This window comes from Yimella radicis, assembly GCF_054778255.1.
In genome coordinates this window covers 225,253-246,656 of the sequence record NZ_BAAGZR010000009.1, presented here as the reverse complement: position 1 = coordinate 246,656, position 21,404 = coordinate 225,253, and the positions used below count along the sequence as shown (strand labels likewise).

The window sequence follows — 21,404 nt, the reverse complement described above, 5'->3', positions numbered from 1 at the left end:
CGTAATGCTCGGTTGCCCACCCGCGACAATACGCGGGCGAACCACCGGTAGGTTCGCCCCATGAGTGACGCATCCTTGAAAGCTTCCCCGTTGCACGACCGCCACCAGGCGCTCGGCGCGAAGATGGCCGACTTCGGTGGCTGGCAGATGCCGATCGAGTATCCCGGCGGCGGAGTGCTGCGCGAGCACACCGCGGTCCGTGAGGCCGTCGGCATCTTCGACGTCAGCCACCTCGGCAAGGCGCTGGTGAAGGGTCCCGGCGCGGCCGACTTCGTCAACCGTTGCTTCACCAACGATCTGCGCAAGATCTCCCCGCCTAAGGCCCAGTACACGATGTGCTGCGACGAGGAGACCGGCGGCGTGGTTGACGACCTCATCCAGTACCTGCGCAGCGACGACGAGGTTTTTCTGGTCCCGAACGCGGCCAACACCGCCGAGGTCGTGCGCCGCTTGAACGAGAAGCTGCCCGAAGGCATCACGGTCACCGACCAGCACACCGAGTACGGCGTCATCGCCGTCCAGGGCCCCAAGTCGTTCGAGGTCGTCGAGGCGCTCGGCCTGCCGACCGATCTGGAGTACATGTCGTTCACCGAGGCCGACTGGAACGGCAAGCCCGTCATCGTGCTGCGTTCCGGATACACCGGGGAGAAGGGCTTCGAACTCGTCCCGCGCTGGCAGGACACTCCCGCCGTCTGGGACGCCCTCGTCGAGGCGATGGAGCCGTTCGGTGGTCTGCCGTGCGGGCTCGGCGCCCGCGACACGCTGCGCACCGAGATGGGGTACCCGCTGCACGGCAACGACCTGTCGATGGACATCACCCCCAACATGGCGCGCTCCGGCTGGGCCGTCGGGTGGAAGAAGGACGCGTTCTGGGGCAAGGACGTGCTCGAGACGCAGAAGGCCGCGGAGGACTACCGCCTCACCTGGGGCCTGCTGGTCACCGGCCGCGGCATCCCGCGTGCGCACTGCGAGGTGAAGGACTCCGACGGGAAGGTCACCGGTGAGGTCACCTCCGGCACGATGTCACCGACGCTGAAGCAAGGCATCGCGCTCGCGTTGCTCGACCGCGACATCACCGAGGGCACCCAGGTCACCATCGACGTCCGCGGCCGCGGCGTCGAGGCGAAAGTGGTCAAGCCGCCGTTCGTCCAGGTCGAGACCGACTGAGTACGTCAGTACGAGAAATCCGCGCACCCGCAACCGGGTGCGCGGATTTTCTTCGGGAGGTCAGTGGATGGCGGGAGCGTCCGACAGGTCCAGGACGCGTCCGGCGATCACCACATGCGTTCGCCGGCTGGCCTGGCTGATGATGGTGTTCACCCGACCGAGGCACTCCTGGTAGACGCGGGCCTGCGGGTCGGGCGACAGCGGCGAGAGACCGACCTCGTGCGAGACGGCGACGGCTTCGTACGGGGCGTCCGACCAGAGCGCGGCCAACTCGTACGCAGCCTGCTCGATCCGTTCGAGTGATTGCTGCGGGTCGTCCCAGGTCTGCCACTCGTTGAGCAGACCGACCACCCAGGTGCCCAGGCAGTCGACGAGTACCGGGTTGCGGGTGCGCAGGATCGCTCGGGTGACGTCGAGGGAGTCGGTGACGTTCCAGGAGTCGCTCACGTGCACCTGTTCACGCGGACCGTGGATCTGCGCCGCCCGTCCCGAACGTGCTGCCTCGCCGCCGGCGTTGATGACGGTGACCATCCCGTCCGCAGGTAGGAAACGCCGCGCGTACTGGGCCTTGCCGCTGCGCGTTCCGCCGAGTACGAGTGTGGTCGTCATTCGTTCCCCTCCTGAGTGCACCGGTAGAGCACCGGTCGCGGGCTGCGTCGTACAGGGTACTTCCGGTGGTGCAGCCTCGGGCAAAGGCCTGCGTCAGCACGCGGGTATATGTCGTGTCCCGACTGACAGCTCGGGCATCCCTGTGAAACACTGACGGGACGTACGCGGGCCAACCTCGCGTTTCGAATCTCACGGAAGTGCGCCGCCACCCCGGCGATCGACCGCTCAACAGTCCGGCTCCCAAGCCGGTGCTCATCGACGAGCCGATCTTCGAAGGTGGAGACCTTTGTCTGCTATGACTCATCCCTCACGCCCCGATACCTCCGGACCCGTGTTCGCCGCCCACGAGGGCGGCAAGCTGGAGTCCGTTCCGAGCAAGCCCTTGCGTGACCGCAAGGACCTTGCTCTGCTGTACACCCCCGGCGTCGCCGACGTGTGCCGCGCCATCGCCCAGGACCCGCAGTTGTCGTTCGAGTACACGACGCGACGCAACACCGTCGCGGTCGTCACCGACGGCACCGCGGTGCTGGGTCTCGGTGACATCGGGCCGGTCGCGGCCCTGCCGGTGATGGAGGGCAAGGCGGTGTTGTTCAAGCACTTCGCGAACGTCGACTCCGTGCCGGTATGTCTGGAGACGGGCACCGTCGAAGAGATCGTCGAGGCCGTCGTCCGCCTGGCACCGACCTACGGCGGCATCAACCTCGAGGACATCTCGGCGCCCCGCTGCTTCGAGATCGAGCGCCAGCTCAAGGAGCGCCTGGACATCCCGGTGTTCCACGACGACCAGCACGGCACCGCGATCGTCGCGTTGGCTGCGCTGATCAATGCCGCGAAGGTCGTCGGACGCGAACTGTCGAGTCTGCGCGTCGTCATCGGTGGTGCGGGCGCGGCCGGTGTCGCGATCGCGAACATCTTCCGCCGGGCCGGCATCGACGACCTCGTGGTGTGCGACTCGCGCGGGATCATCGAGCCGCAGCGCACCGACCTCACCGACATCAAGCGCAAGCTCGCCGCGACGACCAACCCCCTCGGGTTGCGCGGCAAGCTCGGCGACGCCCTGCTCGACGCGGACGTCTACGTCGGCGTCTCCGGTGGCACTGTGCCGGAGTCGGACGTGGCCAAGATGGCCGACAACTGCATCATCTTCGCGCTCGCCAACCCCGATCCCGAGGTGCACCCGACGGTCGCGCAGAAGTACGCAGCGGTCGTCGCCACCGGCCGGTCGGACTTCCCGAACCAGATCAACAACGTGCTCGCGTTCCCGGGACTGTTCCGCGGCGCGCTCGACTCCGGGGCTCCGCAGATCACCGAGGCGATGAAGATCGCTGCGGCAGAAGCGATCGCGTCCTTGGTGGACGAGCCGTCCGCGACCGAGATCGTGCCGAGTGCGTTCGATGACCGCGTCGCCCCGACAGTCGCCAAGGCCGTCGCCGACCTGGCTTGAGACACAACGAAATCCGGGTGAGCCTCAGCGGCTCACCCGGATTTTGCATGTGCGGGGTTCTAGCGGCGTCCGCCGCCGAGGAGATCGCCCAGGATGTCGCCGAGTCCGCCCGGCAGGCTCGACCCGCCGGCCTGACCGCCCTGACCGCCCTGACCGCCCTGTCCGCCGGCCATGCCGCCCAGGATGCTGCCGAGGATGTCAGCGAGTCCGCCACCACCCGGCCGGCTCTGACCCGCGTCCGGTGCGGGCTGACCCGGCTGCTGCGGTGCGGTCTGACCGCCGCCGAGTCCGCCGCCGAGTCCGCCTCCGCCGAGTCCGCCGCCGAGTCCGCCTCCGCCGAGCACCTTGCCGGCGATGTAGTTCAGCACGATCGGTGCGAGGACTGGCAGCAGCTTCTTGATCAGGTCGCTGCTCGCCCCACCCTCGAGCCCGCCCAGGCGGTTGGCTACCTCGTCCTGGTTCGGACCGAAGACGTGGCTGACGATCTTCTGACCCTCGCGCGGGTCCACGGCGTCCAGTGAGGGAGTAATGCCCTGGTGCTCACCGAGGGCGTCGAGCAATGACTGTGCGCCGCGTTCGTCCTGCGCGTTGGCCTGCATGCCACCGAGAAGGGTGGGGATCAGTTGCTCGGCCGCCTGACGGGTGCTCGCCTCATCAGCGCCGATCTGCTGCGCGAGGCGGTCCATCGGGAGCTGGGAGAGGATGTCCTGGCGTGCGTCCATGGAAACTCCTGGTCCGGTGTCGTCGCCGTCGACGACGTTCCGAGCAACCCTAGTGCGCTGCCACCCGTGTGGGTAGCGCGAACGTTTACGGTCGATTCATGAACGAATGGACGTGGACCTACACCGGCGGCGAGCAGGACGCATCCGCCGCCTTCCCGACGCAGGCCGAGGCCGAGGCGTGGCTGTCGGAGAGTTGGCAGGAACTCGCCGACCAAGGCGTCACCGCGGTCACGCTGCGGCGGGGTGAGTTCGACGTGTACGGCCCGATGCCGTTGTCGCAGAACTGATTACCCAGACTCCAGGGGTATCGAGATTCGCGCTCGTCAGGACGCCCGCAGATCGCGAGACCCCGCGCGCCCGATCAGTCGAGGAAGATGTCCAGCTCGAGCTGGTCGTCGGTGCCGCCGTACTGCAACAGGTCGGTGACGCCCTCCTCGCGCAACACCTCTTCATCGATGAAGAAGTTGCCGGTGCACTCGCGCGGGTCGCGCACCAGGATCGCGTGTGCGGCGTCGGCGACGATCTGTGGGGAGCGGCTCTTGATCATCGCCTCGTCGCCGCCGAGCAGGTTCTGGACGGCTGCAGTTGCGATGAGGGTGCGCGGCCACAGGCTGTTCGCCGCGATCCCGGCGCCGCGCAGTTCCTCGGCCAGGCCGAGGGTCACCAGGCTCATGCCGTACTTCGCCATCGTGTAGCCGAGGTGCTGCCCGGCCCACTTCGGGTCGAGGTTGATCGGCGGCGAGAGAGTCAGGATGTGGGCGTGCTCGGAGCGCTGAAGTTGGGGGAGCGCCGCGGCTGCGAGCAGGTATGAGCCGCGAGCGTTGATCTGGTGCATGAGATCGAACTTCTTCATCGGCAACGAACTCACCGGTGACAGGTCGATGGCGCTCGCGTTGTTGACGACGATGTCGATGCCGCCGAATCGCGACACCGCCTGCTCGACGGCCGATCGGACGGAGTTCTCGTCGCGGACGTCGCCCACGACCGCCAACGCCTGGCCACCGGCCGCCTCGATCTCGGCGGCAGCGGTGTGAACGGTGCCCTCGAGTTTGGGGTGCGGTTGGTCGGTCTTGGCCAGCAGGACGACGTTCGCGCCGTCCTGCGCTGCCCGCAGTGCGATCGCGAGCCCGATGCCGCGGCTACCGCCCGACATCAGGATGGTGCGTCCGGCGATGGTGTTGCTTGCCATGTGAGTCTCCTTGGCGTTCAGCGGTTCTCTTCGAGAACTCGGTTCAACAAAGTAGTCCGCCCGGCCGGAGGCTCGGACTCAGCGGGGAGCTTCGCCGCGCTTGACCTGCGGGCGCGGCATGCGCGACAGGCGCATCTGGAAAGCGCGCATGATCGCGTAGGACTTCGAACCCTTCGGCGGGTCCTCGCCGAACCGGGCACGGATCTTCTTCTTCAGGCGCAGCCACAACAGGACGCAGTCGACGACGCCGACCACGATGACCAGCCAGACCAGGATCAGCGAGGCGACCTGGAAGTTGCGGTTCGGGATGACCGTCATCACCAGCACGATCAGCATGAGCGGGAGCAGGATCTCGCCGATGTTCCAGCGGCTGTCGACCGTGTCGCGGATGAACCGTTTGATCGGACCACGGTCGCGCTTGGGCAGCGCGCTCTCCTCGCCGCGGGCGAACGCGTCCTTCTGCCTCATCCGCTCGAGGCGTGCTTCCTGTTTGGCGTTCTTCTTGGCGGCATCACGGTCGGCTGGTACCAACGGCTGACGGCGGGCGGCCTGCTGATCGCGGCGCTTAGGGGTCGGCCGGCCCTTCTTGCCGGGGACGCCGTTCTCGCTCACCGACTCCCGGATCTCGTGATCCTCGACGGTGGGCTGCTGGGATTCCTTCTTACGGCCGAACACAATCCACGATCTTACGGTGCGTTCGACGATGCGCCCGACCACACCCGCAAGTCCAGGTTCGTGGCGCTGACCTCGCCGGACCGCGGGCTTCCGGGCGGATACGGTGGCAGGGTGACCACAGATCGAGTCGAAGCCCTCCGTGACCGCGTCCGAGAACTCATGCCGCAGGTGCGTGCCGATCTCGAAGCCCTGACCCGCATCCCGAGCGTCTCGCTCGATTCCTTCGACCAGGCGCAGGTCGACAAGAGCGCGGACGCCGTCGCCGATCTGCTCAGAGCCGAGGGGTTGGAGGTGCAGATCGTCCGCGAGGGTGGGCGTCCGGCGGTCATCGGACGGCTGGCCGCACCCGAAGGCGCTCCGACCATCACCCTGTACGCCCACCATGACGTCCAGCCACCCGGTGACGACAAGGACTGGGACACTGCGCCGTTCGAGCCCACCGAACGTGACGGACGTCTGTTCGGCCGTGGTGCAGCCGACGACAAGGCCGGCGTGATGGCGCACCTCGCCGCGATCCGCGCCCACGACGGCAAGCCGCCGGTGGGGGTCAACGTGTTCGTCGAAGGTGAGGAGGAGATCGGCTCCGACTCGCTCGCGACGATCCTCGACAAGCATGGCGACCTGCTGCGCGCCGACGCGATCGTGCTCGCCGACTCAACCAACTGGGAGGTCGGTGTCCCGGCCCTCACCACCACCCTGCGCGGGATGGTCCGTGTCGCGATCCAGGTCAAGACCCTCGACCACGCGATCCACTCCGGTATGTACGGCGGTGCCGTACCGGACGCGATCACCGCGCTCGTCCGTATCCTTGCCGGGCTGCACGACGACCAAGGAAACGTTGCGGTGCAAGGACTTTCGCAGGGACTGGCCGCCGAACTCGATTACGACGAGGCTCGTCTGCGAGCCGAGAGCGGTCTGCTCGACACGGTCTCGCCGATCGGTACGGACTCGATCCTGTCGAGGCTGTGGACCAAACCCAGCATCACCACGATCGGCATCGACGCGCCGTCCGTCGACACCGCGTCCAACACGCTCGTGCCGTCGGCGCGCGCCAAGGTCTCGATGCGCCTGGCGGCCGACGAGGACCCGCGGCACGCCTATGACCTGCTGCGACAGCACATCGAGAAGACGACGCCCTGGGGTGCGGTCGTCGAGGTGAGCCTGGACGACGAGGGTGCCGGTTTCGCCGCGGACGCGCAGGGGCCGATCTACGACATCGCCCGCAGTTCGTTCCAGGACGCGTGGGACGGACGGGAGCCGGTCGACATCGGGGTCGGCGGATCGATCCCGTTCGTGGCCGCGTTCGCCGAGAAGTTCCCGGACGCCGCGATCCTGGTGACCGGCGTCGAGGATCCCGACTCGCGTGCCCACGGAGCCAACGAGTCGCTGCATCTGGGCGAGTTCGAACGCGTCTGCCTGGCCGAAGCTTTGTTGCTGGAACGACTTGGAGGTCGTGATGACTGAACGCAAGGGATACATCGAGAGCACCTACGAGCGGGACACCCGCTACATCGGCGACCGCATCCTCGCCGACACCTACAGTGATCGCGCCCGTGAGATCAAGGACGCGGGCGTCGAGGTGTGGCCGGTCGAACCCGGCCGCTACCGCCTGGTCGCCGCGCGCGCCTGCCCGTGGGCGAACCGGACCATCATCGTGCGGCGGTTGGTCGGTCTGGAGGACGTGCTGTCGATGGGCCTCACCGGCCCGACCCATGACTCCGACAGCTGGACCTTCGACCTCGACGAAGGTCAGGTCGACCCGGTCCTGGGCATTCCCAAGCTCAAGGACGCATACGACAAGCGCGAGCCCGGCTACCCGCGCGGCATCACCGTCCCCACGATGGTCGAGATTGAGTCCGGCAAGGTCGTCACCAACGACTTCCCGCCGATGACGCTCGACTTCTCCACCGAGTGGACGCAGTACCACCGCGAGGGTGCGCCCGACCTCTACCCCGAGGCGCTGCGCGAAGAGATGGAGCCGGTGATGCGGCGCATCTACACCGAGATCAACAACGGCGTGTACCGGTGCGGATTCGCGGGGGAGCAGAGCTCGTACGAGGACGCGTACGACCGGCTGTTCACCGCCCTGGACTGGGTCAGCGAGCGCCTGGCGGACCAGCGGTACCTGATGGGCGACACGATCACCGAGGCCGACGTCCGGCTGTTCACCACGCTGGTCCGCTTCGACCCCGTCTACCACGGCCATTTCAAATGCAACCGACAGAAACTGACCGAGATGCCGATCCTGTGGGCATACGCGCGCGACCTGTTCCAGACGCCCGGTTTCGGCGACACCGTCGACTTCCAGCAGATCAAGCAGCACTACTACGTGGTGCACAACGACGTGAACCCGACGGGCATCGTCCCCAAGGGGCCGAACCTGCTCGGCTGGGGCGAGCCGCACGGCCGCGAAGGACTCGGTGGCAGCCCGTACGGCGAAGGCACCGCTCCGGGTGAGGTGCCTGTTGCGGAGCGCGTGCCGGTGGCGCACAACCCGTTGCTGGGTGACGACGGACAGCTCCTGGTGCGAACCCCGGGGGCCTGACACAGCTGACCCACAGTCGGATCACATCGGCACTCAACGTGATTCATCGACGTTGAACGGTTCGTGAACGACCTTCTCGACCGGATCGCCGCCACGACGCCGCCCGACCGCACGATTCTTCTCGTGTGCGCCGCGGTGGCGCTGGCGGCGTTGCTGGTGCGGGAGGTCTTTGCCCTGACCCGTCACCTGGTGACCCTGATGCACGAGGGCGGTCACGCGTTCGTCGTGATCGCCGCGGGGCGATCTCTGCACGGCATCCGCCTGCACTCCGACGCCTCGGGCGTCTCGGTCTCCCGCGGCCGTCCGTCCGGCGCGGGCATGGTCGCCACCCTCTTCGCCGGATATGTGACCCCTGGCCTGGTCGGCCTTGCCGGCGCGTACGCGGTGCCGAACGGATGGTCGAACGCCTACCTGTGGGGTGTGGTCCTGCTCTGTGCAGCGATCCTGCTGCAGATACGCAACCTGCACGGCCTGTGGGTGGTGCTGGCGTTGGGCGTCGGGCTCGGGTTGATCACCTGGTTCGGCACGGACCTCGTGCGGTCGACGGTGGCGGGCACCCTGGCTTGGTTCCTGCTGCTCAGCGGACCCTGGGGGATGGTCGGCCTGTGGAAGGCGCGCCGACGCGACCGTAGCCGCACCGACGTCGACCAACTCGCCGCGATCACGCCCGTTCCCGCTGTCATCTGGTGGACGCTGATGCTGCTGGTGACCGTGGCGACCGGCGTCGTCGGCGGTCTGCGGTTGACCGCCTGAGTCACCCGTTGAACGGTCAGCTCTGCCGTGCGGTGGAATAGCAGTCATGCGAGTACTCGTGGCACCCGGACCGTTCGGCCGGCTCGGAGCGGGTGAGGCTGCATCGGCGATCGCCAACGCCTGGCGAGAGGCGAGCCCACACGTCGAGGTGGTGACCGCACCGCAGGCGGACGGCGGCATCGGAACAGCCCAGGTGCTCGGCTCCGCGCAGCACGCACAACCGATCGTGGTCGACGCCGAGGGAGCCGCGGTTCCGGCCTTCCTGTCTGCGGACCGCTCGCGAGCCTGGATCGACTCGGCCGAGGCGGAGGCTGCCGGGGGAGAAGACTCCGCGCCGCTCGGTGCTGCGGTGGCCTCGCTGCTTGCCGACGGCGTGCGGACGCTGGTCATCGGACTCGGCGGTGTTCGCAGTCTCGACGGCGGCCGCGGATTCGTTCGGGCTCTTGCCGGGTCGGCGGACGCGGACGGTGTGCGCCGGGCCCGTGAGTTGCTCGCCGACACGACGGTCACCGCCGTCGCGAACACAGACCGGCAACTGCTCGGCTTCCACGGGGCGTGTTACCCGGCTATAGCGGAACTGGGACTCGACAAGACCGACGCCCAAGCCGCCGAGCAGGCGATGGGCGAGTGGCTGGACGTCGTCCGCGCGGCAATACCGGCACGGCGAGACCTGTTGCAGGGCAGGCCGATTCGCCCGGAGAAGGAGCGGGGGGCCGGTGCGGCCGGTGGTTTGGGTTTCCTGTTGTTCGCGCTGGGCGCACAGCTGGTCGCCGGTCCTACCTACGTCGCGGGGCAGACCGGCCTCGCCGAGAAGATCACGCACTGTGACCTCGTGGTCACAGCGACCCAGGTCTTCGACTGGCGGGTGCTCGAACACAGCGTGCTGGCCGAGGTGACCTCGGCCGCCGCTACGGCAGCGACCCCGGCCGTGGTGCTCGCAGACGAGGTACACGTCGGCCGCCGGGAACAGATGTCGCTCGGTGTCCAAGGTGCTTACTCGGTCAACAAGTCCGGCTGGATGCGTCCCGTACCCGCGTCGGCGGCCGAGCTCGCCGAATCACTGCCGGGTCTGGCTCGCCGAGTGGCGGGCACGTGGACACCACCACCGAGAACCGACGTACCCTAGGTACGTCCGAACGAACGGGAAGATTCTGGCCGACCTTCTCGTTACACACCCCGGACGCCTGGACCGGCGCCGAAACCGGCGGTTCAGCCCGAATGCACTCGCCCGCAAAGGAAATGTGAGACATGAGCATCGACAGCAATGCGACCGAGGCCCAGACCGACACGCAGACGGAAACACACGGTGTGGAGCTGACCGATGTCGCCGCGGTCAAGGTGAAGAGCCTGCTCGAACAGGAGGGTCGCGACGACCTGCGCCTCCGTGTCGGCGTGCAGCCCGGCGGCTGCTCCGGCCTGATCTACCAGCTGTACTTCGACGAGCGCACCCTCGACGGTGACCTCGTGCGCGACTTCGGCGGTGTCGAGGTCGTCGTCGACCGGATGAGCTCGCCGTACCTGCTGGGTGCGACGATCGACTTCGCCGACACCATCGAGAAGCAGGGCTTCACGATCGACAACCCGAATGCCGGCAGCAGCTGCGCGTGCGGCGACTCTTTCAGCTGAGCCGCTTCCACAGCAAGCATCGAGCCCCGGACACCCTCGCGGTGTCCGGGGCTCGGTCGTTCTCACGTCCTCGGCGGGAGCAACGCGGGTTCGGTACCGGTGAGCGGTGGCAGGCGCCACCCGAGGTCGAACGTGCCTGTTTCGGCATCCGCGACGAACCGGAAGCGGTGCGGCGATTCGATCGCGATCACATCGGCGACGAATCGGGTCGGCGTCTGCCACCCACCGCGTGCCAGAACGGGCATCGACGCGCCGTGCGGGAAGGTCCACGTCGTCTGCGTCCAGGTGGCCGCAGTGACGGTGAGTTCGAAGGCGCCGACGCGTGCCTCCAGCGCGACGGTGGTCCGGCCGTCCGCCACGCTCACCGTCGCGTCGTTCCAGTGCTCAGGGAACCGTCCCGCACCCGAATACGGATCGACCTGCGCGCCGATGAGTTCGGCTCGGACCCAGCGGTGTTCGCCGGCGGGTGCGTCGAACGGATCCACTTCGTCAATGTCGAGTGTCAGGGTCGACAGTCGATCGGCAAGCGTCGCATCCGACTCCGGATCGCCGGGGCGGTCGATCGCCGGCAGCACGTGCTCCCACAGCAGGTTGAGGATGCGCTGCATGTCAACCGTCTCGGCCGTCATGGCGACCACCGTCCGTTGCTGGGGAAGAACGATCGCGAACTGCCCGAACGCACCGTCGCCGCGATAGCCGTGCCGGGCGCACCACAGGCCGAACCCGTAGCCCTGATCCCAGTCCGGGTCGGCCTGCGGATCACGGTTGGACGGCCCGAACGGCACTCGTGCGCGGCGCACCCAGTCAGCCGACAGGATCCGATCCCCACGCCAGACGCCCTCGTCGAGGTAGAGCTGAGCGAGCTTGAGCAGCGCATCGGTCGCCGCGTGAATTCCGGTGAACCCCAAGGCATTTCCAGCAGCGTCCGTCTGTGTGATGACCGGGCCGATGCCGAGTGGATCGAGCAGCCGAGGACGCAGGTACGGCAGCAGGCCCTCGCCGCTGACGTGGGCCACGACGCGCGACAGCAGGTAGGTGGCGACCTGGTTGTAGGCGAAGGTAGACCCCGGTTCGTGGTCGAGTCGGGTACGCAGGATCAGGTCGATCCAGTCGACGTCCGCCGGCTTCCCGTCGGCGGCGAACGCGCCTTCGGTGCCGCGTCGCCAGGCGTCGTCGTCGTGACCCACCGTCATCGACAGACAGTGCGCGATCGTGACGTCGAACCACGCCGGGTCGATCCGTGAACGGTCGGTCTTGAGCAACCACCACGGCAACTTCTCCAGCACTCGATCACGCAGGTCGAGTTCGCCCGCGTCGACCAGCAGGCCGACCGCGGTGGCGGTGAACATCTTGCTGCAGGAGTAGAGGAGATGGACGCGGTCGGCGGTGTAGGGCGACCAGTGCCCCTGCGCGATCAACTTTCCTTCACGCGCGATCATCAGCGAGTGCAGGTCGCAACCGGCCCGTTCGGTGGCGTCCACGAACCTGTGGATCCCGGCGGCGTCGACCCCGATGGACGACGGTGGTGCGGTGGGGAAGGCAATCGCGTGAGTCACGCGCCCACGTTATCCAGACCAGCCTGTCCACGCCCGGATTCTCATCACGAATGGGCCGGCCGGTAGGTTGCAGCCCATGAAGATCGCCGTCACCGGTTCCATTGCCACCGACCACCTGATGACCTTCGACGGTCGCTTCGCCGACTCGCTGGTGGTCGAGCAGCTCGACAAGATCTCGGTGAGCTTCCTGGCGCAGGACCTGCAGATCCGCCGCGGTGGCGTGGCGGCGAACATCGCATTCGGTATGGGCAACCTCGGTGTGCGTCCGGCCCTGGTCGGTGCGGTGGGCGAGGACTTCGCCGACTACCGGTCGTGGCTCGAGCGCCATGACGTCGACTGCGAGTCGGTGCACACGTCCGAGACCAAGCACACGGCGAGGTTCGTGTGCACCACCGACAACGACATGGCCCAGATGGCGACCTTCTACGCCGGCGCGATGACCGAGGCGCGCGAGATCGAACTGGCGCCCGTGGCGGCTCGCCTCGGTGGCCTCGACCTGGTGCTCATCGGCCCCAACGACCCCGAGGCGATGCGCCGCCACACCAGCGAGTGCCGCAACCGCGGCATCGACTTCGTCGCCGACCCCTCGCAGCAACTCGCGTTCGGTGACGGACCGCTGATCCGCGAACTCATCGACGGCGCCGCCTACCTGTTCACCAACGAGTACGAGGCGCAATTGGTCCAGCAGAAGACCGGCTGGAGCGCGGACGAGGTGCTCGGTCGGGTCGGCGTACAGGTGATGACCAAGGGCAAGGACGGCGCCGTCGTGCTGCGTCACGGCGAAGAGCCCATCGAGGTCGGTGTCGCGGGGGAGCGCACCAAGGCCGATCCGACCGGTGTCGGGGACGCCTTCCGCGCCGGTTTCCTGTGCGGTCTGGCCTGGGAACTCCCCCTCGAGCGGTGTGCTCAGGTGGGCTCGATGCTCGCCACCTACGTGGTGGAGACCGTCGGCACCCAGGAGTACGAGCTGAAGCACGCCGAGTTCCTCGACCGTTTCGAGCAGGCGTACGGCGCCGACGACCGCGCCGACATCGAGGCGTACCTGAAGAAGGCTTGAGCCGGGCCCGATCAGTCCGATGCCAGCAGAACTCCCGCCCTCGCGATACGACTTCGAGGTCGACATCCCGCCGCACTCCGGTGACTTTGTCATCGGTGGTGCGGATCTCGCCCCTGCCACATTGGTGGATGCCTACCGGCACGGGTTCTTCCCGATGGGCATGAGTGAGGGGGGCGCACCGCCGATGGGTTGGTGGTCACCCAGCCCGCGCGGCGTCCTGCTGCACGGCGACCACCATGTGTCCCGGTCACTGCGCCGAAGCCGGCCGCAGTTCGAGATCACCGTCGACGCCGCGTTCGACGAGGTCGTCGCCGGCTGCGCCGACCCCTCCCGCTCGGGCGCCTGGATCACCGACACCATCGCGCAGGCCTACGGACGTCTGCACGCACTCGGTCGGGCGCACTCGATCGAGGTCTGGTCGAAGCACGGCGACCTGGTTGGCGGGTTGTACGGGGTGTCCGTCGGCGGGCTGTTCGCCGGGGAGTCGATGTTCCATCGGGTCACCGACGGCAGCAAGGTCGCGCTCTGGGCGGCGGTCGATCTGGTGTTCGACGACGCGGGGGCGAACCGCCTCTTCGACGTGCAGTGGCAGACGCCGCACCTAGCCAGGCAGGGCGTCCGACCGGTGTCTCGTGAGCGGTACCGGGCGTTGCTCGAAACAGCGCTCTTGCAGCGTCCGCCCGCCGGTTTCGTCTGATCGGCACCGATCCCCCCGGGAGCGTCCCAAGCAGGAAGTGCCGGATACACATCGATCCGGTGACAGGACAGGCCGAACGGTCCACCCTGGCCGCGCAAACGAACGAGGTTGGGATATGGTTTCAGCGTGCCTGGAACCAAGAGAAACCCCTCCGTGGGGTCTTCACGTCAGCGGACGCGGACGCACATGATCCGCGCGGTCGGCCTCGGCGGCGCAACGCTGCTGCTCAGCGGCTGCACCGAATACCAAGAGCGGGGCTTCCTGCCCAAGGGCGTCACCGAGCTCTCGCCGGAGATCACCGACTTCTGGGTCGCGACCTGGGCGTGGGCCATGGGCGTCGGTGTTTTCGTATGGGCGCTGATGTTCTGGTGCATGGCGCGCTACCGCCGTAAGAAGACCGACACCGGTCTTCCGCCGCAGATCGCCTACCACGTGCCGATCGAGATCCTCTTCACGGTCGTGCCGATCCTGATGGTCGCGGTGCTGTTCGGCAAGACGGTCGAGATCGACAACAAGATGCTCGACACCTCCCAGAAGCCCGACGTGACGGTCAATGTCGTCGGCAAGCAGTGGAGCTGGGACTTCAACTACGTCGACGAGAAGGCATACGACGTGGGCACCCAGGCCGTCATGGACGGCAAGCCGGGCGCGGAGAAGACGATCCCGACGCTCTACCTCCCCGTGAACAAGCGGGTCGAGTTCGTGCTGACTGCTCGCGACGTCATTCACACCTTCTGGGTGATCCAGTTCCTGCACAAGATGGACATGATTCCGGGCCGGGTGAACAAGTTCCAGGTCACCCCGTCCGAAATCGGCACCTACAAGGGCAAATGCGCCGAACTCTGCGGCGCCTACCACTCGCAGATGCTCTTCAACGTGAAGGTCGTCAGCGAGGCCGACTACAACAAGCACATCCAGTCGCTCAAGGACCGTGGCTACAACGGATTCCTGTCCAACTCGATGGCGCGCAAGGGCTCGACCTTCGCACCGGGTGAGCAGCAGTACCTGCCCGCCGGGTTCGACCAGGACGACGTCGTGGAAGGAACCAAGTAATGGCAACTACCACTCCGGTCGGAGCTCAGCTCGGGGGCGACACCCCCAAGGGTCCGCCGCAGCGTCACCCCGGCCGCACCGTGGTCAAGTGGATCACCTCCACCGACCACAAGGTCATCGGCAACCTCTACTTCATCTCCTCCTTCCTGTTCTTCCTTCTCGGTGGCGTGCTCGCCCTGATGATCCGCGCAGAGTTGTGGGCGCCGGGTCTGTCGGTCGTCGACAACCCCGAGCAGTTCAACCAGTTGTTCACCATGCACGGCACGATCATGCTGCTGTTGTTCGCGACGCCGCTGTTCGCCGGTTTCGCCAACGCGCTGGTGCCGCTGCAGATCGGTTCTCCGGACGTCGCGTTCCCGCGCCTGAACATGTTCGCCTACTGGCTGTACCTGTTCGGTGGACTCATCGCCGCGTTCGGCTTCCTGACCCCGCAGGGTGCGGCCGCCTTCGGTTGGTTCGCGTACGCCCCGCTGAGTAACTCCACCTTCAGCCCCGGTCTCGGCGGAAACCTCTGGGTCTTCGGCCTCGGCCTCGGTGGTTTCGGCACGATCCTCGGTTCGGTCAACTTCATCACCACGATCGTGTGCATGCGTGCGCCCGGTATGACGATGTTCCGCATGCCGATGTTCACCTGGACGGTGCTGATCACCTCGATCCTGGCGCTCATCGTGTTCCCGGTGCTGGCCGCTGCGATGTTCGGCCTCGGCATGGACCGGGTGTTCGGTGCACATGTCTTCGACCCGGAAACGGGTGGAGCGATGCTCTGGCAACACATGTTCTGGTTCTTCGGGCATCCAGAGGTCTACATCATCGCCCTGCCGTTCTTCGGCATCATCTCCGAGATCCTGCCGGTGTTCAGCCGTAAGCCGATCTTCGGCTACAAGGGTCTGGTCATGGCCACCGTCGCCATCGCCGCTCTGTCGGTGAGCGTCTGGGCGCACCACATGTATGCGACCGGGCAGGTGCTGTTGCCGTTCTTCGCGGTGATGACGATGCTCATCGCCGTCCCGACCGGTGTGAAGTTCTTCAACTGGATCGGCACCATGTGGGGCGGATCGATCACCTTCGAGACTCCGATGCTGTGGGCGCTCGGCTTCCTGGTGACCTTCTTGTTCGGTGGTCTGACCGGTGTCATCCTGGCCAGCCCGGCCCTGGACTTCTCGCTGACCGACTCCTACTTCGTGGTCGCGCACTTCCACTACGTGATCTTCGGCACCGTCGTGTTCGCGATGTTCGCCGGCTTCTACTTCTGGTGGCCCAAGTTCACCGGTCGGATGCTGGACGAGACCCTCGGCAAGATCCACTTCTGGTTGCTGTTCATCGGCTTCCACATGACCTTCCTCATCCAGCACTGGCTGGGTGTCGACGGCATGCCGCGCCGGTACGCCGACTACCTGCCGGAGGACGGCTTCCAGTTCATGAACCAGGTTTCGACCGTCGGTTCGATGATCCTGGGCGTCTCGATGCTGCCGTTCTTCTACAACGTGTGGAAGACCTGGCGCACCGCTGCGATGGTGGAGACCGACGACCCGTGGGGCTACGGCGCCTCGCTGGAGTGGGCGACCTCCTGCCCGCCGCCGCGTCACAACTTCGACCGCATCCCGCGGATCCGCTCGGAGCGTCCGGCGTTCGACCTCAACCACCCCGAGGCCGCACCGCCGTCCGTCTCGGCATCGAAGAAGGTTCTGGCGGACATCTCCGCCGGACGGGAAGGTGACGTGCGATGAAGACCGAAGCAAGGCTCTTCTACGGGATCGGCATTTTCATCCTGCTGGTGTTCGCGATCTACACCTTCTTCACCATGCGGGACGCTCGAGGTATCGAGCCGGTCGGTGTTGCCGGCCTGCTGCTGACCGCCGGTCTGTGTTTCATGTGCGGCTTCTTCTTCTCCCTTTCCGGCAAGAAGAGCGACCCGCGTCCTGACGACGACCCCGACGGCGAGATCTCGGACGTCGAAGGTGACTTCGGCTTCTTCGCGCCGCACTCGTGGTGGCCGCTGATCCTGGCTTTCGGGTGCGCGCTGGTGATGTTCGGTGCCGCCGTCGGGTGGTGGATCGTCATCATCTCGATGCCGGTCCTGGTCATCGGTGCGATCGGTTGGACCTTCGAGTTCTTCCGCGGTGAGGACTCCGTCTGACGCACGCACAAGACAACACGACGAGCCCCGGCCCACTCGGCCGGGGCTCTCGCGTGCGGTGATGCTCAGCCCCAGCCGAGTTCGTGCAGACGGTCGTCGTCGATGCCGAAGTAGTGGCCGATCTCGTGCAGCGTGGTGACGCGGATCTGTTCGATGAGGTCGGCCCGGTCACGGCTGTGCCGGGTGAGCGGGCCCTGGAACAGGAAGATGCGGTCGGGCAAGGAGCCGTACATGTAGCTGTCCATGCGCTGGGGCAGCGGGATGCCGACGTACAGGCCCAGCAGCTCGGCGTGTTCACCACGTTGTTCGTCCGTCGGCTCGTCCTCGATCAGGATGACGACGTTGTCCAGGCGGTCGAAGAGGTCCTGCGGGATCTCGTCGAGGGCATCGGCGACGGCGTCCTCGAAGTCCGCGCGGGACAGCGGGACGGTCACGTCAACTGGCGTGGCTGACGCGTCGCCTGGAAGGCGCCATCGACAAGCTTGGGGACGCCGTTACTAGCGTTCAGCTGACCGATGAGGTTGACGTCGTCGCCGTAACCCTTGGAGATGAGCTCGATGCCACTGCTGATGGTCTTCAACCGGCCGGCCAACGTACGTTTCACCGCGCGGTACGCCTCCACGGCGACCTCAGCTTCGGGGGAGCGAGCTTCGGCGGGCAGCCCGCACAGGATGGCGCCGGCGCCCCAGAGATCTTCGCTGGCGACGCGCATCGCGCCGTCGGGCCAGCGTTCGCCGGCCGGCACGACCAGCACTTCGCCGCCGTTCTCCAGGTGCGTGGCGGCATGCTCGCAGACTGCACGCGCATTGCGCAGGCAGCCCACGACGACCTCAGCCCCGGTCTCTGCCAGGGCAGCGCTGATCGTCGAGCCGTTGGGGGAGGGAAGCACCAGGGCCTTGAAGGGTTCTGCGGCCAGGATCGAGGCGGGGGACAGCGACAATTGTCCGGGCGGATCTCCGACCCCGCGCTCATGCCGTTGACTGGCCAGCACCGCTCCGGTCTTCTCGGCCAGACGGGCGGCACCGGAGTCGCGCCATCGGTACGGGTAGACGACCGCGCCTCGATCGGTTGCCAGCGAGACGCAGGTGCTGAAACTGCACACGTCCACCACGACGGCGAGCAACGGTGCCTTCGCCTCGAGGGCCATGTGCCGCGCGCCCGAGCCACCCCAGACACAACGAACCGGCCAATGACCTTGCAGGAGAGCGGGATTGTCCGCATTCTTCATAGGTGATCAGCCGGTTCGTCGGTGTGGTTCGGTGACAGGGTGCGAGATCAGTGGGTGTCGCTGGTCTCGCGGTCGTCGGTGTCGCGACGGTTGTACGCGCTGTGCTCGCCGAGTTCCTGCGCGGTACCGACACCGGAGAAGTGCCCGAAGGACGGCTTCTTGGTGGCGGCGATCGCAGCCTGCTCCAGTTCGGCTTCGCGGCCGTGCGTGTGGTGCTCGGCTGCGAGCTCGGCCGGGGTCACCGGCTCGATGCGGTCACTGAAGTAGAAGTTCGACAGCTTGGCGCGCAGCTTCTCGCCCTTGGTGCCCTTGCGGCGCACACCGTTCGCGTCGACGTCCGGACCGGCCTCGACCGGGCGGTAGGACTTGTACGACACCAGCGGCCAACGCTTGTACTCGTCGATCGGCTCGTGGGCCTCGAAGAAGCGACCGTCGGCCGTGCGGACGATACGCCCGGTCTCGCGTCCGTGCAGGACGAGATCGCGGTCGCGACGCTGCAGACTCAGGCAGATCCGCTTGGTCACCCAGAAAGCGATGATCGGGCCGAGGAACACCATGATGCGGAAGAACCAGGTGATGTCGTTGATCGACAGATGCAGCTTGATCGCCATCAGGTCGTTACCGGCTGCGAACAGCAGGATGAAGTAGAACGTGATGAACGCCATGCCGATGCCGGTGCGCGTCGGGTTGTTGCGCGGGCGGTCGAGCAGGTGGTGCTCCTTGGTGTCACCGGTGACCCAGCGCTCCAGGAACGGGTAGATACCCATCGCGGTCCACATCAGCGGGATGAGCAGCACGGCGCCGATCATCACGTTGAAGCTGTAGGTGTGGCCCAGCAGGTTGAATTCGAGCCAGCCCGGTAGCAGTCGCAACGCGCCGTCGGCGAAGCCCATGTACCAGTCGGGTTGCGAGCCGGCAGTCACCTGCGTCGGCTCGTACGGGCCGTACAACCAGATCGGGTTCATGGTCACCAGTGCGGACACCAGGGCGATGACACCGAACACGATGAAGAAGAAGCCACCGGCCTTGGCCGTGTAGACCGGCATCAGCGGGAAGCCGACGACGTTCTTCTCGGTGCGACCCGGCCCGGGGTACTGGGTGTGCTTGTGCACCATCACCAGCAGGATGTGCGCGGTGAACAGGCCGATCAGAAGCGCCGGCAGCAGCAGCACGTGGACGGTGTACAGGCGGGGGATGATCGCCTCACCCGGGAAGCCGCCACCGAACAGGCCGTAGGCGATGTAGGTGCCGATGACCGGGACGCTGAGGATGAAGCCCTGGGCGGCGCGGACACCCGTACCGGACAGCAGGTCGTCCGGCAGCGAGTAGCCGGCGAAGCCCTCGACCATCGCGAGCATGAACAGCAGCAGACCGATGACCCAGTTGATCTCACGCGGCTTGCGGAAGGCTCCGGTGAAGAACACACGGAACATGTGCAGCATGATGGACACGAGGAAGATCAGCGCGCCCCAGTGGTGCATCTGACGGATCAGCAGACCACCGCGCACGTCCATGGAGATGTCGATGGTGGACGCGAAGGCCTCCGACATCGGCACGCCCTGCATCGGCACGTAGGAGCCGTCGTAGACCGTGTGGCCCATGCTCGGCACGAACCAGAAGGTCAGGAAGGTGCCGGTGATCAGCACGACGATCATCGAGTACATCGCGATCTCGCCGAGCATGAACGACCAGTGGTCCGGGAAGACCTTCTTCATCAAGAACTTGGCAGCCCCCGCAGCGCCGGTGCGCTCGTCGACCCAGTTGCCGATCGCGCCGGCCGGGCCGCCGCTCTTCTTCGGGGCGTCGGTGCGATCGTCGGTGCGCAGGGCGTCCGCAGGACGGTGTGCAGCGGTACTCATGCAAGCTCCCAGAAGCTCGGGCCGACAGCGTCGGCGAAGTCGCCGTCAGCGACCAGGTAACCCTCGTCATCGACCGAGATCTTCAACTGTGGCAGCGGACGCTTGGCCGGGCCGAAGATGACCTTGCAGTCCTCGGTCATGTCGAAGGTCGACTGGTGACACGGGCACAGCAGGTGGTGCGTCTGCTGCTCGTACAGGCCGACCGGGCAGCCGACGTGGGTGCAGATCTTGGAGTAGGCGACGACGCCCCCGATGCCCCAGTCACGCTGTTTCTGCGACTTGATCTTGTTCTCGTCGAGGCTGACCAGGATGACCGAGGACTTGGCCTTCTCGTTCAGCGGGTGCTCGGTCTCGTTGACGCCTTCGGGCAGCACGTGGAAGACCGAACCGAGAGTGACATCGGACAGACGGATCGCGGTGCCGTCGGGGTCGCGCATCAGGCGGCGGTTCTTGCCGTTGAGCTTCTTGCCCCAGAGGGTGACCTCGAGGTCGTTGCGCGGCATCGGACCCATCGAACCCAGCAGCTGCAGGCCGAGGGGGAGTGCGAACAAGCCGAGTGCACCGCCCATCGTCATCTTCAACAGCGGACGACGCGTCAGGTGGGTGGACTCGCCGGCGTCGGCGAGGGTCTTCACGACGCTGTCGCGGGTCTCGTCGTCCGAGCACAGCGGGTGGCGCTCCTCGACTACCTCCTCGTCCGACATCAGCGTCTTGGCCCAGTGGATGGCGCCCAGGCCGATGAACAGGATCGACAGACCGAGCGTCACGCCGAGTGCGGTGTGGCTCGCGCCCACCTTGCCGCTCAGCGGCAGCGTGACGGTGGCGTCCTGGCCGATCGCGAAGTAGCTCACGATGAACAGCAGCGTGAACAACATCGACAGACCGAACATCGTGACGACCTGGAGTTCGGACCGCTTCGCGGCCTTCTCGTCGTGGTCACCGTGACGGTGGATGTGCGGGGGGAGTCCCGGGTTCTCGAAATTTTCCGGGGTGTCGGCGGCCCCGTGCGACGCGACCGCGGTGCCGTGGCTGCCGTGCGCGTCGTTCGAGTGCCGTGCGACTTGGTTCGTCACTGCGGGATCCTCCT

Annotated in this window: 22 protein-coding genes; 13 read left to right on the top strand and 9 right to left on the bottom strand. The window is 66.7% G+C overall.

Features of this window, described 5'->3' with window-relative positions; all coding sequences use genetic code 11:
* Positions 1-60 precede the first annotated feature (60 nt).
* A complete protein-coding gene (gene gcvT, locus ACYU8W_RS08320) occupies positions 61-1,167 on the top strand; it encodes a glycine cleavage system aminomethyltransferase GcvT (protein ID WP_499468193.1) in 1,107 nt (368 codons plus the stop codon).
* A gap of 60 nt (positions 1,168-1,227) precedes the next feature.
* On the opposite strand, the gene ACYU8W_RS08315 is transcribed toward gcvT, so the two are convergent.
* Entirely contained in the window at positions 1,228-1,776 is a 549-nt protein-coding gene (locus tag ACYU8W_RS08315) for a bifunctional adenosylcobinamide kinase/adenosylcobinamide-phosphate guanylyltransferase (protein ID WP_499468191.1), read from the bottom strand.
* 295 nt (positions 1,777-2,071) lie between these two features.
* Between ACYU8W_RS08315 and ACYU8W_RS08310 the strand changes: the two genes are divergently transcribed.
* Positions 2,072-3,220 carry an NAD(P)-dependent malic enzyme gene (locus ACYU8W_RS08310; protein WP_129624039.1) on the top strand — a complete coding sequence of 383 codons (1,149 nt, stop codon included), beginning with the start codon at positions 2,072-2,074 and terminating at the stop codon, positions 3,218-3,220.
* 59 nt (positions 3,221-3,279) lie between these two features.
* Here the strand turns inward: ACYU8W_RS08310 and ACYU8W_RS08305 are convergent, their stop codons facing one another.
* Positions 3,280-3,942, bottom strand: coding sequence for a DUF937 domain-containing protein (locus tag ACYU8W_RS08305; protein WP_499468189.1), 663 nt, complete (start codon positions 3,940-3,942; stop codon positions 3,280-3,282).
* 98 nt (positions 3,943-4,040) lie between these two features.
* Between ACYU8W_RS08305 and ACYU8W_RS08300 the strand changes: the two genes are divergently transcribed.
* Positions 4,041-4,229 carry a hypothetical protein gene (locus tag ACYU8W_RS08300; protein ID WP_499468187.1) on the top strand — a complete coding sequence of 63 codons (189 nt, stop codon included), beginning with the start codon at positions 4,041-4,043 and terminating at the stop codon, positions 4,227-4,229.
* 74 nt (positions 4,230-4,303) lie between these two features.
* Here ACYU8W_RS08300 and ACYU8W_RS08295 read toward each other — a convergent pair whose 3' ends face one another.
* Both ACYU8W_RS08295 and ACYU8W_RS08290 read right to left on the bottom strand, forming a co-directional pair.
* The gene (locus tag ACYU8W_RS08295) at positions 4,304-5,131 is read right to left on the bottom strand and encodes an SDR family oxidoreductase (protein ID WP_499468185.1); all 828 of its coding nucleotides are present in this window, start codon (positions 5,129-5,131) and stop codon (positions 4,304-4,306) included.
* A gap of 78 nt (positions 5,132-5,209) precedes the next feature.
* A complete protein-coding gene (locus tag ACYU8W_RS08290; protein WP_499468183.1) occupies positions 5,210-5,806 on the bottom strand; it encodes a DUF3043 domain-containing protein in 597 nt (198 codons plus the stop codon).
* A 111-nt stretch (positions 5,807-5,917) separates the two neighbouring features.
* Here ACYU8W_RS08290 and ACYU8W_RS08285 point away from each other — a divergent pair, with 111 nt between their 5' ends.
* The 5 genes from ACYU8W_RS08285 to ACYU8W_RS08265 all read left to right on the top strand — a co-directional run bounded on the left by ACYU8W_RS08285 (position 5,918) and on the right by ACYU8W_RS08265 (position 10,730).
* On the top strand, positions 5,918-7,270 hold the full coding sequence (locus tag ACYU8W_RS08285; RefSeq protein WP_499468181.1) for a dipeptidase: 1,353 nt from the start codon (positions 5,918-5,920) through the stop codon (positions 7,268-7,270).
* Entirely contained in the window at positions 7,263-8,351 is a 1,089-nt protein-coding gene (locus ACYU8W_RS08280) for a glutathione S-transferase family protein (protein ID WP_499468179.1), read from the top strand. The genes ACYU8W_RS08285 and ACYU8W_RS08280 overlap by 8 nt, the downstream gene beginning before the upstream one ends.
* 63 nt (positions 8,352-8,414) lie before the next feature.
* Entirely contained in the window at positions 8,415-9,104 is a 690-nt protein-coding gene (locus ACYU8W_RS08275) for a M50 family metallopeptidase (protein WP_499468177.1), read from the top strand.
* A gap of 46 nt (positions 9,105-9,150) precedes the next feature.
* Complete coding sequence (locus tag ACYU8W_RS08270; protein WP_499468175.1) at positions 9,151-10,230, top strand: glycerate kinase; 1,080 nt, start codon at positions 9,151-9,153, stop codon at positions 10,228-10,230.
* 122 nt (positions 10,231-10,352) lie between these two features.
* Positions 10,353-10,730: a HesB/IscA family protein gene (locus ACYU8W_RS08265; protein WP_499468173.1), complete on the top strand. Its 378-nt coding sequence runs from the start codon at positions 10,353-10,355 to the stop codon at positions 10,728-10,730.
* A gap of 62 nt (positions 10,731-10,792) precedes the next feature.
* Here ACYU8W_RS08265 and ACYU8W_RS08260 read toward each other — a convergent pair whose 3' ends face one another.
* Positions 10,793-12,286 (bottom strand): serine hydrolase domain-containing protein, encoded by a 1,494-nt coding sequence (locus tag ACYU8W_RS08260; RefSeq protein WP_499468171.1) that lies wholly within the window; start codon positions 12,284-12,286, stop codon positions 10,793-10,795.
* Between the two features lie 76 nt (positions 12,287-12,362).
* Here ACYU8W_RS08260 and ACYU8W_RS08255 point away from each other — a divergent pair, with 76 nt between their 5' ends.
* The 5 genes from ACYU8W_RS08255 to ctaF all read left to right on the top strand — a co-directional run bounded on the left by ACYU8W_RS08255 (position 12,363) and on the right by ctaF (position 17,230).
* Complete coding sequence (locus ACYU8W_RS08255) at positions 12,363-13,343, top strand: carbohydrate kinase family protein (protein WP_499468169.1); 981 nt, start codon at positions 12,363-12,365, stop codon at positions 13,341-13,343.
* A gap of 19 nt (positions 13,344-13,362) precedes the next feature.
* The gene (aat, locus tag ACYU8W_RS08250) at positions 13,363-14,040 is read left to right on the top strand and encodes a leucyl/phenylalanyl-tRNA--protein transferase (protein ID WP_499468167.1); all 678 of its coding nucleotides are present in this window, start codon (positions 13,363-13,365) and stop codon (positions 14,038-14,040) included.
* Between the two features lie 186 nt (positions 14,041-14,226).
* Entirely contained in the window at positions 14,227-15,093 is an 867-nt protein-coding gene (ctaC, locus tag ACYU8W_RS08245; protein WP_499468165.1) for an aa3-type cytochrome oxidase subunit II, read from the top strand.
* Complete coding sequence (gene ctaD, locus ACYU8W_RS08240) at positions 15,093-16,820, top strand: aa3-type cytochrome oxidase subunit I (protein WP_499468163.1); 1,728 nt, start codon at positions 15,093-15,095, stop codon at positions 16,818-16,820. Before ctaC ends, ctaD begins: the two co-directional genes overlap by 1 nt.
* Entirely contained in the window at positions 16,817-17,230 is a 414-nt protein-coding gene (gene ctaF, locus ACYU8W_RS08235; RefSeq protein ID WP_129624027.1) for an aa3-type cytochrome oxidase subunit IV, read from the top strand. The genes ctaD and ctaF overlap by 4 nt, the downstream gene beginning before the upstream one ends.
* 65 nt (positions 17,231-17,295) lie before the next feature.
* Here ctaF and ACYU8W_RS08230 read toward each other — a convergent pair whose 3' ends face one another.
* The 4 genes from ACYU8W_RS08230 to qcrA are packed head-to-tail and all read right to left on the bottom strand — an operon-like array spanning position 17,296 to position 21,390.
* Positions 17,296-17,664: a metallopeptidase family protein gene (locus tag ACYU8W_RS08230; protein ID WP_129624026.1), complete on the bottom strand. Its 369-nt coding sequence runs from the start codon at positions 17,662-17,664 to the stop codon at positions 17,296-17,298.
* Entirely contained in the window at positions 17,661-18,458 is a 798-nt protein-coding gene (locus ACYU8W_RS08225; protein ID WP_499468160.1) for a 2-phosphosulfolactate phosphatase, read from the bottom strand. The genes ACYU8W_RS08230 and ACYU8W_RS08225 overlap by 4 nt, the downstream gene beginning before the upstream one ends.
* 47 nt (positions 18,459-18,505) lie before the next feature.
* Positions 18,506-20,317 carry a cytochrome bc1 complex cytochrome b subunit gene (gene qcrB, locus ACYU8W_RS08220; RefSeq protein ID WP_129624024.1) on the bottom strand — a complete coding sequence of 604 codons (1,812 nt, stop codon included), beginning with the start codon at positions 20,315-20,317 and terminating at the stop codon, positions 18,506-18,508.
* Entirely contained in the window at positions 20,314-21,390 is a 1,077-nt protein-coding gene (gene qcrA / locus ACYU8W_RS08215; RefSeq protein ID WP_499468158.1) for a cytochrome bc1 complex Rieske iron-sulfur subunit, read from the bottom strand. The genes qcrB and qcrA overlap by 4 nt, the downstream gene beginning before the upstream one ends.
* Between the last annotated feature and the right edge of the window lie 14 nt (positions 21,391-21,404).

What these genes read in the sequence shown, in the direction of transcription:
- ACYU8W_RS08255 (WP_499468169.1), top strand. Translation starts at nt 12,363, where the DNA reads ATGAAGATCGCCGTCACCGGTTCCATTGCCACCGACCACCTGATGACC.
- ACYU8W_RS08265 (WP_499468173.1), top strand. Translation starts at nt 10,353, where the DNA reads ATGAGCATCGACAGCAATGCGACCGAGGCCCAGACCGACACGCAGACG.
- ctaD (WP_499468163.1), top strand. Translation starts at nt 15,093, where the DNA reads ATGGCAACTACCACTCCGGTCGGAGCTCAGCTCGGGGGCGACACCCCC.
- gcvT (WP_499468193.1), top strand. Translation starts at nt 61, where the DNA reads ATGAGTGACGCATCCTTGAAAGCTTCCCCGTTGCACGACCGCCACCAG.
- ACYU8W_RS08310 (WP_129624039.1), top strand. Translation starts at nt 2,072, where the DNA reads ATGACTCATCCCTCACGCCCCGATACCTCCGGACCCGTGTTCGCCGCC.
- aat (WP_499468167.1), top strand. Translation starts at nt 13,363, where the DNA reads ATGCCAGCAGAACTCCCGCCCTCGCGATACGACTTCGAGGTCGACATC.
- ctaC (WP_499468165.1), top strand. Translation starts at nt 14,227, where the DNA reads ATGATCCGCGCGGTCGGCCTCGGCGGCGCAACGCTGCTGCTCAGCGGC.
- ACYU8W_RS08280 (WP_499468179.1), top strand. Translation starts at nt 7,263, where the DNA reads ATGACTGAACGCAAGGGATACATCGAGAGCACCTACGAGCGGGACACC.
- ACYU8W_RS08315 (WP_499468191.1), bottom strand. Translation starts at nt 1,776, where the DNA reads ATGACGACCACACTCGTACTCGGCGGAACGCGCAGCGGCAAGGCCCAG.
- qcrB (WP_129624024.1), bottom strand. Translation starts at nt 20,317, where the DNA reads ATGAGTACCGCTGCACACCGTCCTGCGGACGCCCTGCGCACCGACGAT.
- ACYU8W_RS08305 (WP_499468189.1), bottom strand. Translation starts at nt 3,942, where the DNA reads ATGGACGCACGCCAGGACATCCTCTCCCAGCTCCCGATGGACCGCCTC.
- ACYU8W_RS08225 (WP_499468160.1), bottom strand. Translation starts at nt 18,458, where the DNA reads ATGAAGAATGCGGACAATCCCGCTCTCCTGCAAGGTCATTGGCCGGTT.
- ACYU8W_RS08270 (WP_499468175.1), top strand. Translation starts at nt 9,151, where the DNA reads ATGCGAGTACTCGTGGCACCCGGACCGTTCGGCCGGCTCGGAGCGGGT.
- ctaF (WP_129624027.1), top strand. Translation starts at nt 16,817, where the DNA reads ATGAAGACCGAAGCAAGGCTCTTCTACGGGATCGGCATTTTCATCCTG.
- ACYU8W_RS08300 (WP_499468187.1), top strand. Translation starts at nt 4,041, where the DNA reads ATGAACGAATGGACGTGGACCTACACCGGCGGCGAGCAGGACGCATCC.
- ACYU8W_RS08295 (WP_499468185.1), bottom strand. Translation starts at nt 5,131, where the DNA reads ATGGCAAGCAACACCATCGCCGGACGCACCATCCTGATGTCGGGCGGT.